Here is a 17,574-nt window from a genome sequence, read left to right as displayed (position 1 = left end):
AGATACCCCGCTATGCCGCGCCTATGACCCGTTTCCGCCTCGTCGCCCGCGCGCTCGCGCTCATTCTCGCGCTGATCGCCTGGCCCGCGCTGGCCGATACGCTGGGGCCGCCGACGCAGCATCTCGCGATGCGGCTGGTCGCGGAAAGCGCGCACCCGCGCGCCGGCGCGCCGCTGACGATCGCGATCGACACCCGGCCCGAGCGGGGCTGGCACGGCTATTGGCAGAATCCGGGCGATGCGGGCTTCCCTGCGCGCTTCGGCTGGACGTTGCCGAAGGGCATGACGGCGGGCGAGGCGCGCTACCCGGTGCCGGGAACGCTGCTCGTCGCGGGGCTGATGAACTATGTCTACGAGGCGCCCTATGCGCCGCTCGTCCCGCTCCAAGTGCCGGCGGGGCTCGCGACGGGCACGCCGCTGCCGATCCGGCTGAAGCTCGATTATCTCGTCTGCACCGACACGATCTGCGTTCCCGAGGAACAGACGCTCGCGCTCGACCTGACCGTCGGCGACGGCGCGGTGGACCCGGCGGCGCGTGGCGCGTTCGACGGCTGGCGCCGCGCGATCCCGCATCCGCTCGATGCCGTGGCGCATTATGCCGTTGGCAAGGATGGCGCGGTGCGGATCGCGGTGCCCTATCCCGCGGCGGCAGCGGTGACGAACGCCTATTTCTTTCCGCTCACCGCCGGCGCGATCGACTATGCCGCGCCGCAGACGGTATCACGCGACGGCGACACGCTGACGATCGCCACCAGGGGCAAGGCCGCAACCGGCCCGATCGACGGCGTGCTGCGGATCGGCGCGGGGCAGGGGCTCGCGGTCCATGCGGTGCCGGGCGCGATCGGCGCGGACACGGGGGCTGCGGCGCCCGCGCAGGGCGTGCTGCTCGCCACGCTCGTCGCCTTTGCGGGCGCGGTGCTGGGGGGGCTGATCCTCAACATCATGCCGTGCGTGTTTCCGATCCTCAGCCTCAAGGCGCTCAGTCTCGCGCGCGGCAACACGGATGCGCGCACCGCGCGCCACGACGCGCTGGCCTATACTGCGGGAGTGGTGCTCGTGCTGCTGGCGTTGGGCGGCGCGATCCTGGCGCTGCGCGCGGGGGGCAGCGCGATCGGCTGGGCGTTCCAGTTGCAGGATCCGCGCGCGATCGTCGTGTTGCTGCTGCTGTCGGTGGCGATTTCGCTCAACCTATCCGGGCTGTTCGAGGTGCCGATGCCGCGGTTCGCGGGCAATAGCGGCGTGAGCGGCTCGTTCGCGACCGGCGCGCTGGCCGCCTTTGTCGCGACGCCGTGCACCGGGCCGTTCATGGGCGCGGCGCTGGGCGCGGCTTTGGTGCTGCCATGGCCCGCCGCGCTCGCGGTGTTCGGCGGCCTGGGGCTCGGGCTTTCCCTGCCGTTCCTCGCGGTCGGGTTCGTGCCCGCGCTGCGGCGGCGGCTGCCCAAGCCCGGCGCCTGGATGGAGACGTTTCGCCGCATACTCAGCGTGCCGATGTGGCTGACCGCGATCGCGCTCGCCTGGGTGCTTGGGCGGCAATCGGGTGTCGACGCGCAGAGCTTCGCGCTGCTCGTCGCGCTGCTGCTCGGCTTCGTGCTGTGGTGGGCTGGCACGCGTCAGCGCCGGGGCGAGGCCGCGGGGATCGTGCTCGCGCTGGGGCTGATCGCGGTGCTCGCGATCGGCGTGGCGGCACTACCCAAGGCGCAGCCACGCGGTGCGGAAGCCGTGGCGGGCACCACGCCGTTCAGCGAGGCGAAGCTGGCGGAACTGCGCAAGGCGAACCGACCGGTCTTCGCCTATTTCACCGCCGACTGGTGCCTGACGTGCAAGGTGAACGAAAAGGCCGCGATCGAGACGGCCGGCGTCCAGGCCGCGTTCCGCCAGCATAAGGTCGCGGTGCTGCTGGGCGACTGGACCGATGGCGACGCGGTGCTCGGCCGTTTCATCCAGGCGCACAACCGCGCCGGCGTGCCGCTCTATCTCTATTACGCGCCCGGCGCCGCGGAGCCGCGGGTGCTGCCGCAGGTGCTGACGCCGGGGATGCTTGCTACGCTTGGCGAGTAATCAGAATTTGAACCCGACCGCCACGCCGTAACGCCGCGGATCGATCGTGAAGATGTTGGTGAACAGCCCCGAGGACTGGTCGCCGACACCCTGGCCGGTGATCGCGTTGTTGTTCGTCAGGTTCTGCACGAAGCCGCGGATATAATAGCGGTCGGCGCGCGCGTTGAGCTGCACCTGCATGTTGATGACCTCATAGGCCGGCACGCGGTCGATCGGCTGGTTGAAGATGCTGGCATAGAGGCCGCCGGTGAAGTTCAGGTCGGCACGCGGCACGAGGCTCATGCCATTGGCGAAGTCGATCGTGTACTGTGCGCCCACCGCGAACTTGTAGGTCGGCGCCTGAGGCAGGCGGTTGCCGCGGATGTTCGTCGTCACGCCGTCGAGCACCTGAACGCCGCTGGCGGGCGCCACCGCCGACAGCAGCGAGCAGATCCCGAAGGCGCCGCGCGCCGCCACGCCCGGGATCGCGGTGGTGCCGGCGAGCCCCGCGCCCCCCTGCACGCCTGCCGCTGCGAAGGCACCCGCGTTGATCGCCGCGTTCGTGCCGTTGACGAAGCCGTTGGTCAGCGCCGCCCCACCCGCGCCGGTGGGCAGCACGACGCAGTTGGACGCGTTGGTGATGTCCTTGATGATGACCGCGTCCGATCGGCCGCCGGACACGTCGCGCGGGTTCACCAGATATTTGTCGCTCGATACCCGCGAATGAAGGTAGCTCGCGTTCATGTTGACGACGAATGCCGGGATCGGCGTGATGATCGCCTCGGCCTCCACGCCATAGATATCGGCATCGACATTGTCGTTCACCGCGGTGCGCGCGACGATCCGGCTCAGCTGCAGATTCTTGTATTGGTAGAAGAAGCCCGTCAGGTTCAACCGCAATTGCCCATGGCCGAAGCTGTTCTTCGATCCGATCTCATAGGCGTTGACCTGTTCGGGGCCGAACGTGGCCGGCGCGTTGAACTGCGGCAGCAGCGGCGGATTGATTCCGCCCGATTTGTACCCGCGCGAATAGGAGGCATAGAGCAGATTGTTGTCGGTGATCTTGTAATCGAGCACCGCACGCCCGGTCAGCCGCGAGAAGCTCACCTGCCCGAAGGCATATTCCTGCGTGCCGGCGATGTTCGGGTCGAAATCGGTCGCGGCATAATTCAGCCCCTGGTTGATGTTCGTCGATCCGATCGCCGAAAGCACGTTCAGCGCGGTGTTGCGCGCCTGATCGGTCTTCTGGTCGTGATTGTAGCGCAGGCCGAGCGTCAGCTTCAGCTTGTCGTTGAACGCGAAATAGGTCTCGCCGAAGATGCCGTAGGATTTCAGCCGGAATTGCTCGTCGGCGTTGCGGTAGAAGGGCGTGCTGAGGAAATAGCCGTTGCCGTTGGGCAGGCCCGCGGCGAACGCCTTGGCCGAACCGAGAATGCCCGACGCGTAATCGAGCCCGAACGCGGTGACGAAATAATCGGTGTTGGTGGATTTGCTGTCGACATAGATGCCGCCCAGCAGGAAGTTGAACGGTCCGTCGAAGTGGCTGTCGATATGCGCCTCGGCCGAATATTGGCGGTTCACCTGGCGCGACCGATCGAAATCGATGCTTTGCGGATAGCAGCCGATGCCGTTGCCGCCATAGACGCCGACGCCGTTCGGATCGGCCGCGGATTGGCACACGCTACCGGCGCCGTTCGGGATCAGCGTCTGGCGCACGCCGTTCAGGAACGGGGCCAGGCTGCCGGTGCGACCATAGGCGTTGAGCGCGGCCAGCCCGGCATTGTTGGCCAGCGAACCCTCCACCGCGAGGTTGTAGTCGGTCGTGCTGTCGACGACGTTGCGCGTATAGCCACCGGTGAAGGTGAAGTTCACCGTGCCGAAATCATGGAAGACCTTGGCGGTATATTGTTCTTCTTCGGCATAATAGGTCGGGTCGTGATCGATGTTCACGGTGCGCACGTCGGCCGGGTTGGTGACGCCGGCATAGGTGTCGGTCCCGTTCAGATCCTGCAATCCGAACGGGCGCAGCCCAGCGCCGCCCTGCGTGGCGAACAACTGGCTGGAGCTCAGCACCGCGGCGAGCGTCGAATTGCCGTTCGGTTCTTCATAGGCGAGCCGATCGGGCAGGCAGCCCAGAATGCCGGTCGGGTCGCGGTGGCAGAGCTGTTTCTGGATGCGGCTGCGATCGTCGCGCTCGTGGAAATAATAGCCGATCAGGTCGATCCGGGTGTCGCTCGTCGGTGCCCAGGACAGCGTGCCGCGCAGCGAATACAGGTCGCGCCCGTCGATGTCGCGGTTGTCGTAGGTGTTGTGGGTATAGCCGCCACGGTTGAGATATGTGCCCGCCAGCCGGATTCCCAGCGTGTCGGTAAAGGGCAGGTTGAGCATCGCCTTCACGCGCTTCGAATCGTAATTGCCATATTCGAACTCGCCCGCCGAATGGATGCCCGACAGATCGGGTTTGGCGGTGATGAAGTTGACGACACCCGAGGTGGCGTTGCGGCCGAACAGCGTGCCCTGCGGCCCGCGCAGCACCTCGACGCGCTCCAGATCGAAGAACTCGCTTTCGAACAGGCGCGTCGTCACCAGCGGCATGTCGTTGACGTGGATCGCCGTCGCGGTGTCGCAGGTCGCGCCGGTGCACAGGTCGCCGATGCCGCGGATCGTGAAGCTGGACGTCGTGAAATTGGTCTTGGTGAAGGTGACGTTGGGCAAGGTCTGCTGAAGCGCCAGCGGGTTGACGATCTGCTGCCGCTCCAGATTCTCGGCGGTGAAGGCGCTGACCGCGATCGGCACGTCTTGCAGCCGCTGCGACTGGCGCTGCGCGGTGACGACGATATCGCCCGGCATCGTCGCAGGCGCGGTGCGGGCGTCATCGGTGGGCGTGGAGGTCGCCTCCTGCCCGGGCCCGTTGGTGGGCGCGCCATCCTGCGCGGAGGTGGTCGAGGCGGTCTGCGCCACGGCGGGCGTAGCGATCAGCAACGCGAGCGCCGACGCGGCGAGCAGTTCGGTCTTTTTCATGCTAGCATCCCCCCATTCGAGCCCCCGCCGATCTTGCGCCGGCGGTGTTCGATTGTTCGGTACGGAGATTAGCGACGAAAAAAAATGGCCGTCAATCGAATTTTATCCTGCTTTGCCGCGGGTCAACGGAGATGTTGCCGGAATGAAACAGTTGCTGTTTAGAACTTATGTCCTGCTGGCCGACAACGGCCGTAGCGGCATCTCGGGATCGGTGGAGGCGTCGCATGGATGATCTTCACGCGTCGCCCGACGATGGCGACCTGATCGCCGTGCCCGGCCAGAGCGACGTGCCCGCCGATGTCGCCGCCGCCATCCGCACGCTGATCGCCTGGGCCGGCGACGACCCCGGGCGCGAGGGGCTGGTCGACACGCCCCGCCGAGTCGCCAAGGCGTGGAAGGAATATTGCGCGGGCTATGCCGACGACCCGGCGCATCATCTGGAGCGCGTGTTCGAGGAGGTGGGCGGCTATGACGAGATCGTGCTGCTGAAGGACATCCCGTTCCAGTCGCATTGCGAGCATCACATGGCGCCGATCATCGGCCGCGCGCATATCGCCTATCTTCCCAAGGACCATGTCGTCGGCATTTCCAAGCTGGCGCGCGTGCTTCACGGCTTCGCACGGCGCTTGCAGGTGCAGGAGCGGCTCACGGCCCAGGTGGCGGATTGTATCTGGAACAAGCTGCAGCCGCAGGGCGTGGCGGTGGTGATCGAGGCGAGCCATGCCTGCATGACCGCGCGCGGCGTGCGCACCCCCGGCGTGACGATGGTGACGAGCCGGATGATGGGCGTGTTCCGCGACGACGATCGCAGCCGCAAGGAGGTGCTCGCGTTGATGGGGCATCGCTCGTGATGCGAACCGTTCTGGTTACCGGTGGTGCGCGGCGGCTGGGGGGTGCGATCGCGCAGGCGCTCGCCGCGGCCGGGCACCGTGTGGTGATACATCACCATGGTTCGGCGTCCGATGCGAACGCGGTGGCGGCGCGGATCGGAGCGGTGACTGCCGAGGCGGACCTGTCCGATCTGGCGCAGGCCTCCGCGCTGATCGGCCGTGCACGCGCGGCGGCGGGTGCTCCGATTGACGGGCTGGTGAACAGCGCGTCGGCGTTCCTGTTCGACCGGCCCGAGGCGATCGACCCGGCGTTGTTCGCGACGCTGGGCGCGATCAACGCGGGCGCGCCCTCGCTGCTCGCGAGCGCGCTGGCGGCGCAGGACGATGTGGCGGACGGATCGGTGGTGAACATCCTCGATCAGAAGGTCGCGAACCTCAATCCCGACTATTTCTCCTATACCTGCGGCAAGCTGGCGCTGGACGGTGCGACGCGGATGCTGGCGCAGGCGCTCGGCCCCCGGATCCGCGTGAACGCCGTCTCGCCGGGTCTCACGCTGCCGAGCGGCGCTCAGACGTCCGAGCAGTTCGCCAGCGTCGCGAGCCGGAACCTGTTGCGTCGGCCGGTGGGCGCCGATGCGGTGGCGGATGCGGTGGTGTACCTGATCGGTTCGCATGGCGTCACCGGGCAGAATCTCTTCGTCGACTGCGGCCAGCGCTTCGTCGCCTCGGCGCGCGACGTGATGTTCGAGGACGCGACGGCGGAAGGCGCACATGGCTGAATTCACCACCATCCTCGACGCGCTGTCGGTGATGATCCGCCTCGGCATCCACCCGCACGAGGCCGAGCCGCAGCGCGTGATCGTCTCGCTCGCAATGACCGTCGACTATCCCGCACCGCTCGACGAGGATTCGATCGACCGGGTGCTCGACTATGATTTCGTCCGCGAGGCCATCCTGTCGCTGGCGGCCACGCGCCGCTTCGCGCTTCAGGAAACGCTGTGCGAGACGATCGCCGCTTTGTGCCTCGCCGACGCTCGCGTGACGCGCGTCACCGTCCGCACGATGAAGGCGGACATATACCCTGACGCGCGCGTCGGCTGCGAGGTGATGCGCGGGCGGTGAGGGGGGCTGGTCGGATGGCCTCGCGAGCAAAGGTGCGTCGACAGAAACGCTTAATGGTTAACTTTGTTGGGAGACCATCATGTCGCGATTGACGGTAAAAAGGTGCGTCATAACCGGTGCGGCGCGCGGTATCGGCCGCGCAATCGCCGTCCGCTTCCATGAGGAAGGGGCGCTCGTCATCCTCACCGATATCAATGAAGAGATGGGATCGGCGGCGGCTGCCGAGATCGGCTGCCGGTTCGAACCGCTCGACGTGCGTGAAGAAGCCGACTGGTCACGTCTGGCGGCCATCATTCCCGCGGCCGATGTGGTGGTCAACAATGCCGGTGTCACAGGGTTCGAGGCGGGGATGGTGCCCCATGATCCGGAACATGCCAGCCTTGCGGATTGGCGGGAGGTGCACCGCGTCAACCTCGATGGAACGTTTCTCGGCTGCCGTTACGCCATCGGCGCGATGAAAGAAGCCGGCATGGGATCGATCATCAACATATCCTCGCGATCGGGACTGGTCGGTATCCCCGGTGCGGCCGCCTACGCCTCGTCCAAGGCCGCGATCCGCAATCACAGCAAGACCGTCGCGCTCTACTGCGCCCAACAAGGCTGGCGCATCCGGTGCAACTCCATCCACCCCGCCGCCATCCTCACGCCGATGTGGGAAGCGATGCTGGGCAACGGTGCAGACCGGGATTCCAAAATGCAGGCGTTGGTAGCCGACACGCCGCTCAAGCGGTTTGGATTACCCGAAGAGGTAGCGGCTATCGCGGTCACGCTCGCCTCCGACGAAGCCACCTATGTCACCGGCACGGAAGTGAACATCGATGGCGGGTTGCTCGCCGGCTCGGCCGCATCGCCGGGGTGACTGTGGCGGGCGTGATGGATGACTGCCTATGCGTCTTTCAACTTCGAAAGCATGGAGAGGATAGCTGGGTGGCGAGCCGCAATCCCGTTGCCGATTAAGCAGAGTAACTACGGCGCCCCCCGCGGCGGCGCTCACTCACACCCGGTTCGCCGCGCTCAGCACCGCGCGGACGCTGGCGGTGGCGATGTCGGTGTCGAGGCCCACGCCGAACACGGTGCGCCCGTCCGCGGTCCGGCATTCGACATAGGCGGCGGCTTGCGCATCGGCGCCGTGGCCGATCGCGTGCTCGCTATAATCCACGACGTCGAGCGCCGGGCCGGTGCTCGTCTCCAAGGCGGCGATCACGCCCGAGATCAGGCCGTTGCCGCGGCCGGTGATCGAGCGCTCCTCGCCGTCCACCGCGACGCGGCCGATGAAGATCCGCTCGCCCGTCGCGCCGCTCTCCTCATAATCGCGCAGCACGAACCGGTCCGCGTCGCGCGGCAGATAGACCTGCTCGAACCGGCCCCAGATGTCGGCGGCGTTCAGCTCGCGGCTGGTCTCGTCCGCCAGCCGCTGGACGTGCGCGCTGAAATCGGCCTGGAGGCGCTTGGGCAGTTTCAGCCCCTTGTCCTGCTCGATCACCCAGGCGACACCGCCCTTGCCTGACTGCGAGTTGACGCGGATCACCGCCTCGTAGCTGCGCCCCAGATCGGCGGGGTCGATCGGCAGATAGGGCACCTCCCACAGCGTGTCGTTCTTCGCGGCCTGCGCGGCGAAGCCCTTCTTGATCGCATCCTGATGGCTGCCCGAAAAAGCGGTGAACACCAGATCGCCCGCATAGGGGGTGCGCGGGTGGATGGGGATGTTGGTGCAATAATTCACCGTGTTCACCACCGCATCGATGTCCGACAGGTCGAGCTTCGGGTCGACGCCCTGGGTGTAGAGATTGAGCGCGACGGTGACGAGATCGCAATTGCCGGTGCGCTCGCCATTGCCGAGCAGGCAGCCTTCGACCCGGTCGGCGCCCGCCATCATTCCCAGCTCCGCGGCCGCCACGCCGGTGCCGCGATCATTGTGCGTGTGCAGGCTGACCACGACGCTGTCGCGGTTGCGGATGTGCCGGCCGAACCATTCGATTTGATCGGCATAGACGTTGGGCGTCGCGCATTCGACGGTGGCGGGCAGGTTGAAGATGATCGGCCGTTCGGGCGTCGGTGCCAGCACCTCCATCACCGCCTCGCAGACCTCCAGGCTGAAATCGAGTTCGGCGGTCGAGAAGGTTTCCGGGCTGTATTCGAACTGCCAGGCGACATCCGGCTGCTTCGCGGCTTCGTCGCGCAGCACCTTGGCGCCGGCGATCGCGATTTGCTTCACCTGCGCGCGGTCCATGCCGAAGACGATCTTGCGCCATGCCGGGCTCACCGCGTTGTAGAGATGGACGATCGCCGATTTCGCGCCCTTGAGGCTGGCGAAACTCGTCTCGATCAGGTCGCGGCGCGACTGAGTCAGCACCTGGATCGTCACGTCGTCGGGAATGCGATCCTGCCGGACGAGGCCGGAGATGAAGTCGAATTCGGTCGCGCCGGCGCTGGGAAAGCCGACTTCGATCTCCTTCAGGCCGATCTTCACCAGCAGATCGAAGAAGCGCGTCTTCTTCTCGGCGTCCATCGGGTCGATCAGCGCCTGGTTGCCGTCGCGCAGGTCGGTCGAGAGCCAGCGGGGCGCCTGGGTGATGGTGCGCGACGGCCATTGGCGGTCGGGCAGGGCGATGGTGGGAAAGGGGCGGTATTTGGTCGATGGGTCGCGCAGCATGGCTCGGTCTCTCGGTGGTTCGGGAGCGTTCGGGTCAGCCCTCAGGCGCGGGGTGCGCCGCAGCGGGCACACCATCGGGTGACGCGCCTAAGGGCGCGTAAGTCGAAGGAGCGTGGGCCGCCGATGCGTCATCGCCGTGCTGGGTAGCGCGTCACGGGCGCAATTGTCCAGCAGAACCGTCGAACAGCCGATCGAGAGGGCTGGCGGGGAGGAACCACAGCATCGCCACCAGCGCGGCGGCGGCGATGCCGAGCCAGGGCTCCCAGAGCGTCAGCACGAGCCCCAGCGCATAGATCAGCGTGGCGGCCACGCCCTTGCGGATCGTGCGCCGGTGGTAACGCTCCGCGCGCGGGCCCTGGATGCCCGTCCGCCGGATCACGCGCTGCAACGGCACATAGGCGAGCGTAGGCAGCAGCAGGATGACGAGATACACCCCGGTCGCACCGCGGCTGAAATGCTGGCCCCCCAGATAGGCCGTGGCGAACGGCACGAGCGACAGCGTGAAGAGCAAGGCGAGGTTCCACCAGATCAGCGCGTTCGTCACCCGGCGGGCATGGCTGAACAAGCGGTGATGGTTCGCCCAATAGAGACCGACATAGGGAAAGCTCAGCGCATAGGCGAGGAGCGTCGGCCAGAGCGACCAGAGATGCCCGAGCCCCGCCGCCTCGGGCGGATGGAACTCGAGCACCATGATGGTGATGATGATCGCGATGACGCCGTCGGAAAAGGCCTCGACCCGGCCGATGCCGGGAACACCCTCGCCGACGGCATCGTCGTCGCTCACTGCTTCTCGAATGCCGCGTTGATGACGAGCACGGTTTCGTCCGAAACGAGCGGGACGTATTTGGTCACGCCGAAATCGGCGCGCTTGATCGCGATGCGGCCGAGAAAGCCGACCGAGGCCTTCTTGCTCATCGGGTTGGTTGCCGCGCCGAAGAAACGGGCACGCAGGACGACGGGTTTGGTGACGCCGTGCAGCGTCAGCATGCCGTCGATCTCCGCGCCGCCACCCATCGCGCGCACCGCGGTCGACTTGAAGGTCGCGGTCGGGAACCTAGCGGTGTCGAGCCAGTCGGCGCTGTTCAGCTCCTCGGTCAGCTTGGTGCTGGTGGTCTGGATGCTGGTCGTCGGGATCGTGACGGAAACGGTGGCGGCCGTCGGTTTGGCCGGGTCGATCGTCAGCTTGCCGCTACCGCCCGAGAAGGTGCCGGCGAACGGCGAAATGCCCATGTGGCTGACGCTGAACGTCACCTGCGTGTGAGTGGGTTCCAGCGCGTAAGTGCCCGCGGCCACGTCGGCGGGTGCGCCCGCGCCGTGAAGCGGATCGGGGATCGCCATCTGTGCAAGGGTGGGACTGGCAACGAGCGCGGCGAGCGCGAGCGGAAGGATGAAACGGCGCATGGTGAACTCCCTTTTGATGATGGGGAGAGTGACGGGCTGGCACGCCGAGGTCAAACGCCGTCCTCGCAACGATATGTTTCCGCATGCCTCCCCTCCCGTACGGGGAGGGGAGGCATGTCCGATCAGTTCCGGGCCTTGTCGACCAGCGCGTTCTTGCCGATCCACGGCATCATCGCGCGAAGCTCCGCGCCGACCTTCTCGATTGGATGCGCGGCGGCGGCCTTGCGGGCGGCCTTCAGCTCGGGTTGCCCGGCGCGGTTGTCGAGCACGAAATCCTTCACGAACCGGCCGCCCTGGATGTCGGCGAGCACGCGCTTCATCTCGGCCTTCGTCTCGTTGGTGATGATCCGGGGGCCGGTGGTGATGTCGCCATATTCGGCGGTGTTGCTGATCGAATAGCGCATGTTGGCGATGCCGCCTTCGTACATCAGGTCGACGATCAGCTTCACCTCGTGCAGGCATTCGAAATATGCCATCTCGGGCGCATAGCCGGCCTCGGTCAGCGTCTCGAAGCCGGCCTGGATCAGGTGGGTCAGGCCGCCGCAAAGCACGGCCTGTTCGCCGAACAGATCGGTTTCGCATTCCTCGCGGAAGTTCGTCTCGATCACGCCCGACCGGCCGCCGCCCACGCCGCTGGCATAAGCGAGCGCCAGGTCATGCGCGTTGCCGCTGGCGTCGCGTTCGATCGCGATCAGGCAGGGTACGCCGCCGCCGCGGACATATTCGCTGCGCACCGTGTGGCCCGGGCCCTTGGGCGCGATCATGATGACGTCGAGATCGGCGCGCGGCTCGATCAGGCCAAAATGCACGTTGAGGCCATGTGCGAAGGCGAGGGCGGCGCCCTGCTTCATATGCTCGTGATAATCGGCGGCATAGATCGCGGCCTGATGCTCGTCGGGGGCGAGGAACATCACGATATCGGCCCATTCGGCGGCTTCGCGGTTCGACTTGACCGCGAAACCCGCCTCGATCGCCTTCTTCGCGGTGGCCGAGCCTTCGCGCAGTGCGATGGCGACGTCCTTCACGCCGCTGTCGCGCAGGTTCTGCGCATGCGCATGGCCCTGGCTGCCATAGCCGACGATGGCGATCTTCTTGTCGGTGATGAGGTTCAGATCGGCGTCGCGATCATAATAGACACGCATTTCTTTTCCCTTTTCCCCCCTCCCCTTGCGGGAGAGGCTACGAAGACTTGCCAGCTTGCTGGCCGGTCGGAGTTGGTGAAGGGGAGCGGGTGGGGGACCCCCTCACCCTCCCATCGGCTTTGCCGACGGGCCCCTCCCTCTCCCGCGAGGGGAGAGGGGATGAATCAAGCGGCGTCCCGACCCCGTGCGATGGCGACGATGCCGGTGCGGGCCACCTCGACCAGGCCCACCTCTGCCATCAGGCTGACGAACGTGTCGATCTTCTCGATTCCGCCCGTCACTTCGAACACGAAGCTGGTGGTGGTCGCATCGAGCACGCGGGCGCGATAGACTTCGGCGAGGCGCAGCGCCTCGATCCGGTGATCGCCCGTGCCGGCCACCTTCACCAGCGCCAGTTCGCGCTCGACATGCGGGCCCGCCGCGGTGAGATCGGTCACCTTGTGGACCGGGATCAGCCGGTCCAGCTGCGCCACGATCTGTTCGAGCACCGAGGGCGAGGCCGACGTCACGATCGTGATCCGGCTGACCGCCTTGTCCGCGGTCACCTCGCTGACGGTCAGGCTCTCGATATTGTAGCCGCGCGCGGTGAACAGCCCGGCGATCCGCGCGAGGATCCCCGGTTCGTTGTCGACGATGACGGCGAGCGTATGCCGCTCGGCCTTGTCCTGCGTGATGTGCATGGGTCTACACCAGCGCCTTGGCTTCGTCGTCCATCGTGCCGGACACCTCGTTGGCCTGAAGGATCATGTCGGTATGCGCCGCGCCGCTGGGGATCATCGGGAAACAGTTGACGAGCTTCGACACCATGCAGTCCACGATCACCGGCCCGTCATGCGCCAGCATCGCGGCGATGCCGCTTTCCAGCGCGTCCGGCCGCTCGATCCGGATGCCCTTCCAGCCATAGGCTTCGCCGAGCTTCACGAAATCGGGCAGGCTGTCCGAATAGCTTTCGGAATAGCGGCTCTCATAGGTCAGTTCCTGCCACTGGCGCACCATCCCCATATATTCGTTGTTGAGGATGAAGATCTTGACGGGCAGCCGGTATTGCTTGGCGGTGGCGAGTTCCTGGATGTTCATCTGGATCGACGCCTCGCCGGCAATGTCGATCACCAGCGCGTTGGGATTGCCGAGCTGCGCGCCGATCGCGGCGGGCAGGCCGTAGCCCATCGTGCCCAAACCGCCACTCGTCAGCCACGTGTTGGGCTTTTCGAACCCGAAATGCTGCGCGGCCCACATCTGGTGCTGCCCCACCTCGGTGGTGATGATCGGATCGCGGGCATGCGTCGCCTCCCACAAGGCGCGGATCGCGCGTTGCGGCATGATGGCGGCGCCGTCCTCGGGAAAGTCGAGGCTCTTGCGCGCGCGCCAGCCGGCGATGCGGCGCTGCCACTCGGCGGTGTCGGGCCGGGGATGCTGGCGCGCCTTCCAGATGCGGACCATGTCCTCCAGCGCATGGCCGACATCGGCGACGATGCCGAGATCGACGCGCACCGTCTTGTTGATCGACGAGCGATCGATGTCGACATGCACCTTGCGGCTGTTGGGGCTGAACGCATCGAGCCGCCCGGTCACGCGGTCATCGAACCGGCTGCCCAGTGCGACCACCAGATCGGCCTGGTTCATCGCCATATTGGCTTCGTAGGTGCCGTGCATGCCGAGCATGCCGAGCCATTGCGGGCCGCTTGCCGGATAGGCGCCCAGGCCCATCAGCGTCGAAGTGACCGGCGCACCGGTGATCCGCACCAGCTCGCGCAGCAACTGGCTGGCCATCGGCCCCGAATTGATGATCCCGCCGCCGGTATAGAGCACCGGCCGTTCGGCGGCGGCGAGCATGTCTACGAGCTGCTCGATCTGCGCCGGATCCGCCTTCACCTGCGGGCGATAGGTCTTGTGGCGGATCGGCCCGGGCTTCGCATAGCGCGCGGTCGCGACCTGGACGTCCTTGGGAATGTCGACCACCACAGGACCCGGGCGGCCCGAGGTGGCGATGTGGAACGCCTCGTGAATCACCGCGCCCAGGCGGGCGGGATCCTTCACGAGATAATTGTGCTTCGAGCAATGGCGCGTGATGCCGACGGTATCGGCCTCCTGAAAGGCGTCCGATCCGATCAGCGCGGTCGGCACCTGCCCGGTGATGACCACCATAGGGATCGAATCCATCAGCGCGTCGGTGATCCCGGTCACCGCATTGGTGGCGCCGGGGCCCGAGGTGACGAGCACGACGCCGGGCTTGCCGGTGGAGCGGGCATAGCCCTCGGCGGCGTGCGTCGCGGCCTGTTCGTGGCGCACGAGGATATGCTTGATCCGGCCGCTGCGGAACAGCGCGTCGTAGATCGGCAGGACGGCACCGCCCGGATAGCCGAAGACGATCTCCACGCCGAGATCGCACAGCGCCTCGACGAGGATATCGGCTCCGCTTTTCTCGGCCATGATCGTGCTCCATTCGGGTGACACGCTCCCTTAGCGTGCCAAGGTGGCAGCGGCTAGGGGATTGAAAGATGCGCGTCAACCATCTTTCACATAACTAAATTGCTCGAAGAATCGGCCGGCGGGGTGGTCGCGATTGGCCATTCGGCGGGCAATTGGTTGCGAAACCACGTATATTGCCGCTTGGCATATTGCCGGCTCGCCAGTTTTGCCGTTTCCAGCGCCGCGGCGCGCGACAGGGTGCCCGCCAGCATGGCGGCGACGGGCGCGACCCCGATAGCGCGGCGGACGGGCGCGTCTTCGGGCAGATCGGACCGCGCCACGAGCGCGGCGACTTCGGCGATCGCGCCTTCCTCGAACATCGTATCGAGCCGGCGATCGATCCGCGCGAACAGCCAGTCGCGATCGGGCAGCAGGATGCGGGGATCGAGCGTTACGGCGTCGCCGATCCCGCCGCTTTTCGCGCGCTGCCAGTCGGCGAGCGGGCGGCCGGTCGAGCGCACCACCTCCAGCGCGCGGGCGACCCGGGTCGTGTCGGCGGGGGCGAGACGCGCGGCGGCGGCGGGGTCCTCGTCAGCCAACGCGGCATGTGCATCGGCCACGGGGAGCGCGCGGACCGCGGCGCGCACCGCGGCGTCGATCGGCGGCACGGGCGCGATCCCGTCGATCAGCGTGCGGAGGTAGAGGCCGGTGCCGCCCACCAGCACGGGCAATCGCCCCTCCGCCAGCACCGCGGCGATCGTCGCGCGCGCATCCGTCGCCCATGCCGCTGCCGAATAGGACACCGCGCCATCGACATGGCCGAAGAGCCGGTGCGGCACCGCCGCCTCGTCCGCGATCGAGGGCCGCGCGCTCAGGACGCGCAGGTCGCGATAGACCTGCGCCGAGTCCGCATTGACGACGACGCCGTTCTCGGTGGCGGCCACCGTGATGGCCAGCGCGGACTTGCCGCTGGCGGTGGGCCCTGCGATGAGCACGATCCGCGGCTTGGGAGACGATATGTTCACAGCGACGCTGATAGCAGCCGGCGGTCTGGCTGCAGGCGATATTTCCGCCGCGACCGATCGGCTGGCGCAGGCGGGTTGCGCGCCAGGACCGTCACGCTGGATCGACGAGGCGGTGGCCGTCGACCTGATATTCGCACGCGATCCGGATGCGGCGCGTCGCGTGCTGGAGGGCGCGTTTGCACGGACCGACGTGATCGTGCAGCCGCGTGTCGCGCGCGCCAAGGCGTTGCTCGTGGCGGACATGGATTCGACCATGATTACGGTCGAATGCATCGACGAACTCGCCGATTATGCGGGGATCAAGCCGCAGATCGCCGCGGTAACCGAAGCCGCGATGCGGGGAGAGCTCGATTTCGCCGCGGCGCTCGATGCGCGCGTGGCGCTGCTCGCGGGGCTGGACGAGGGGGCGATCGACCGGTGTCTCGCCGAGCGGGTCGCCATCATGCCCGGCGCGGTGGCGCTGGTGCGCACGATGCGCGCGCGCGGGGCACGGTGCGTGCTGGTGTCGGGCGGGTTCACGCGCTTCGCCGAACCAGTTGCGGCGCAGATCGGGTTCGATCTCGCGATCGCCAATGTGCTGGAGGTGGCGGACGGCCGGCTGACCGGGCGGGTGGCCAAGCCGATCGTCGGTTCGGACACCAAGCGCACGACGCTCGACCGCGAGATCGCCGCGCGTGGGATCGCGCCCGCCGCGAGCCTTGCGGTGGGCGACGGCGCGAACGATCTGGCGATGATCCGCGCCGCTGGGCTGGGCGTGGCCTATCATGCCAAGCCAATTGTGGCCGATGCCGCCGCCGCGCGGATCGACCATGGCGACCTGACCACGTTGCTCTACGCGCAGGGGATCGCGCGGCGCGACTGGATCACGGCCGAATAAGCCCGTGCCGGCGACCACTGGGATCGCAGGACCTCGCTTGCCCGGATCAGGGCGCCAGCACCACACAGGCCGAACCTGCGCTCTTCGCCGCCGCACAGGCCCGCGTCGCGTCCGCGTGCGAGCCGAACGGGCCGGCGACGAGACGCGTCACCGCACCGGCCTTTTCGTAGCTGGGCGTGCTGCCCGTCATTCGGCCGCGCACCTTGGCCCATTGCACCTGCGCATTGCCTGCATCGCGGAACGCGCCGAGCTGGACGCGCCAATGGCCGCCAGCAGGTGCGGCATGCACGGGGGCCGGGCGGGGCTCGGGCGATGCGTGCGCGATCACGGGCGGCCGGGGGGCGGGCGACGGTGCGGCGTGGGTCATCGGCGCGGCGGGGCGGGGCATCGGGCGCGGCGCGGCATCGGCGATGCGCGACGGCGGCACGTCGACATTGGCGATGCTGCCCGCGCGGCGCGGCGCGGGTGCGGGCTGCGCCTTGGCCTGGGCGGCATATTGCGCGGCCATCGCGGTGCCGCGCTCGCGATCGGCCGGGCTGATATACTGATCCATTTGCGACAGCGTCTGCGAGGCGGACTGGAGCCCCGACTGCGAGGCGCGCGTCATCAGCGCATAGGCGCGCGGCCAATCCTTGGCGACGCCGTCACCGTTGAACAGCATCGTGCCCAGCACGAGCTGCGCGCGCGGCTCGCCGCGGGCGACCGACTTTTCGAGCCATGGCACGGCCTCGCTCTTCCGGTCCGCCTGGAACAGCGCGAGCCCGTAATTGTCCTCCGCCTGAAGATGGCCCTGAAGTGCGGCCTTGCGGAACCAGCTTTCGGCGAGCGCCGGATCGACGGGCACGCCGCGGCCGAGCTTGTAGGCCTGGCCCAGATTGAATTCCGCATCGGCGTCGCCGGCGATCGCGGGGCCGCGCCATTGCTCGACGGCGGCACGGTAATCGCCCGCCTTCCACGCATCGACGCCCGTCTTTACATCGGCTGCTGCTGGTGCGGCGACAGCCAGCGCCGCCATCCCGATCGCACCCAAGATCCGCTTGTCCATCGCCACCACCTGA

General features: G+C 67.2%; 15 protein-coding genes. 6 read left to right on the top strand and 9 right to left on the bottom strand.

Going from position 1 to position 17,574, the window contains the following annotated elements:
* The first annotated feature begins 23 nt into the window (after positions 1-23).
* Positions 24-2,057 carry a protein-disulfide reductase DsbD domain-containing protein gene (locus OXQ95_RS06175; RefSeq protein ID WP_267380631.1) on the top strand — a complete coding sequence of 678 codons (2,034 nt, stop codon included), beginning with the start codon at positions 24-26 and terminating at the stop codon, positions 2,055-2,057.
* Here the strand turns inward: OXQ95_RS06175 and OXQ95_RS06170 are convergent, their stop codons facing one another.
* Positions 2,058-5,057: a TonB-dependent receptor gene (locus OXQ95_RS06170; RefSeq protein WP_267380629.1), complete on the bottom strand. Its 3,000-nt coding sequence runs from the start codon at positions 5,055-5,057 to the stop codon at positions 2,058-2,060.
* 224 nt (positions 5,058-5,281) lie between these two features.
* Here OXQ95_RS06170 and folE point away from each other — a divergent pair, with 224 nt between their 5' ends.
* The 4 genes from folE to OXQ95_RS06150 all read left to right on the top strand — a co-directional run bounded on the left by folE (position 5,282) and on the right by OXQ95_RS06150 (position 7,868).
* Positions 5,282-5,908 carry a GTP cyclohydrolase I FolE gene (gene folE, locus OXQ95_RS06165; RefSeq protein ID WP_267380627.1) on the top strand — a complete coding sequence of 209 codons (627 nt, stop codon included), beginning with the start codon at positions 5,282-5,284 and terminating at the stop codon, positions 5,906-5,908.
* The gene (locus tag OXQ95_RS06160) at positions 5,908-6,666 is read left to right on the top strand and encodes an SDR family oxidoreductase (protein WP_267380625.1); all 759 of its coding nucleotides are present in this window, start codon (positions 5,908-5,910) and stop codon (positions 6,664-6,666) included. The genes folE and OXQ95_RS06160 overlap by 1 nt, the downstream gene beginning before the upstream one ends.
* Positions 6,659-7,009, top strand: a complete 351-nt coding sequence (locus tag OXQ95_RS06155) for a dihydroneopterin aldolase (protein ID WP_242095299.1) — start codon at positions 6,659-6,661, stop codon at positions 7,007-7,009. The genes OXQ95_RS06160 and OXQ95_RS06155 overlap by 8 nt, the downstream gene beginning before the upstream one ends.
* A gap of 79 nt (positions 7,010-7,088) precedes the next feature.
* The gene (locus OXQ95_RS06150) at positions 7,089-7,868 is read left to right on the top strand and encodes an SDR family oxidoreductase (protein WP_267380623.1); all 780 of its coding nucleotides are present in this window, start codon (positions 7,089-7,091) and stop codon (positions 7,866-7,868) included.
* Positions 7,869-8,003: 135 nt separating this feature from the next.
* Here OXQ95_RS06150 and leuA read toward each other — a convergent pair whose 3' ends face one another.
* The 7 genes from leuA to miaA form a co-directional block, all read right to left on the bottom strand.
* Positions 8,004-9,662 (bottom strand): 2-isopropylmalate synthase, encoded by a 1,659-nt coding sequence (leuA, locus tag OXQ95_RS06145; RefSeq protein ID WP_267380620.1) that lies wholly within the window; start codon positions 9,660-9,662, stop codon positions 8,004-8,006.
* Between the two features lie 151 nt (positions 9,663-9,813).
* Positions 9,814-10,446, bottom strand: coding sequence for a TMEM175 family protein (locus OXQ95_RS06140; protein WP_267380618.1), 633 nt, complete (start codon positions 10,444-10,446; stop codon positions 9,814-9,816).
* Positions 10,443-11,063, bottom strand: a complete 621-nt coding sequence (locus OXQ95_RS06135) for a YceI family protein (protein ID WP_242095303.1) — start codon at positions 11,061-11,063, stop codon at positions 10,443-10,445. The genes OXQ95_RS06140 and OXQ95_RS06135 overlap by 4 nt, the downstream gene beginning before the upstream one ends.
* Positions 11,064-11,185: 122 nt before the next feature.
* A complete protein-coding gene (gene ilvC, locus OXQ95_RS06130) occupies positions 11,186-12,205 on the bottom strand; it encodes a ketol-acid reductoisomerase (RefSeq protein ID WP_242095304.1) in 1,020 nt (339 codons plus the stop codon).
* 164 nt (positions 12,206-12,369) lie between these two features.
* Positions 12,370-12,885, bottom strand: coding sequence for an acetolactate synthase small subunit (gene ilvN, locus OXQ95_RS06125; protein WP_242095305.1), 516 nt, complete (start codon positions 12,883-12,885; stop codon positions 12,370-12,372).
* Positions 12,886-12,889: 4 nt separating this feature from the next.
* Positions 12,890-14,635, bottom strand: a complete 1,746-nt coding sequence (locus OXQ95_RS06120) for an acetolactate synthase 3 large subunit (protein ID WP_267380614.1) — start codon at positions 14,633-14,635, stop codon at positions 12,890-12,892.
* 86 nt (positions 14,636-14,721) lie between these two features.
* Complete coding sequence (gene miaA / locus OXQ95_RS06115; RefSeq protein ID WP_267380612.1) at positions 14,722-15,639, bottom strand: tRNA (adenosine(37)-N6)-dimethylallyltransferase MiaA; 918 nt, start codon at positions 15,637-15,639, stop codon at positions 14,722-14,724.
* Here miaA and serB point away from each other — a divergent pair.
* On the top strand, positions 15,632-16,516 hold the full coding sequence (gene serB / locus OXQ95_RS06110) for a phosphoserine phosphatase SerB (RefSeq protein WP_267380610.1): 885 nt from the start codon (positions 15,632-15,634) through the stop codon (positions 16,514-16,516). The two genes, miaA and serB, sit on opposite strands and share 8 nt — an antisense overlap.
* Before the next feature lie 46 nt (positions 16,517-16,562).
* On the opposite strand, the gene OXQ95_RS06105 is transcribed toward serB, so the two are convergent.
* Positions 16,563-17,561 carry an SPOR domain-containing protein gene (locus OXQ95_RS06105; RefSeq protein WP_267380679.1) on the bottom strand — a complete coding sequence of 333 codons (999 nt, stop codon included), beginning with the start codon at positions 17,559-17,561 and terminating at the stop codon, positions 16,563-16,565.
* Between the last annotated feature and the right edge of the window lie 13 nt (positions 17,562-17,574).

The sequence above is a fragment of the Sphingomonas sp. GC_Shp_6 genome, from assembly GCF_026540835.1.
Lineage (GTDB): Bacteria > Pseudomonadota > Alphaproteobacteria > Sphingomonadales > Sphingomonadaceae > Sphingomonas.
Note: the sequence above shows the minus strand (reverse complement) of the source record. Positions and strands in the feature narration are given on the sequence as shown.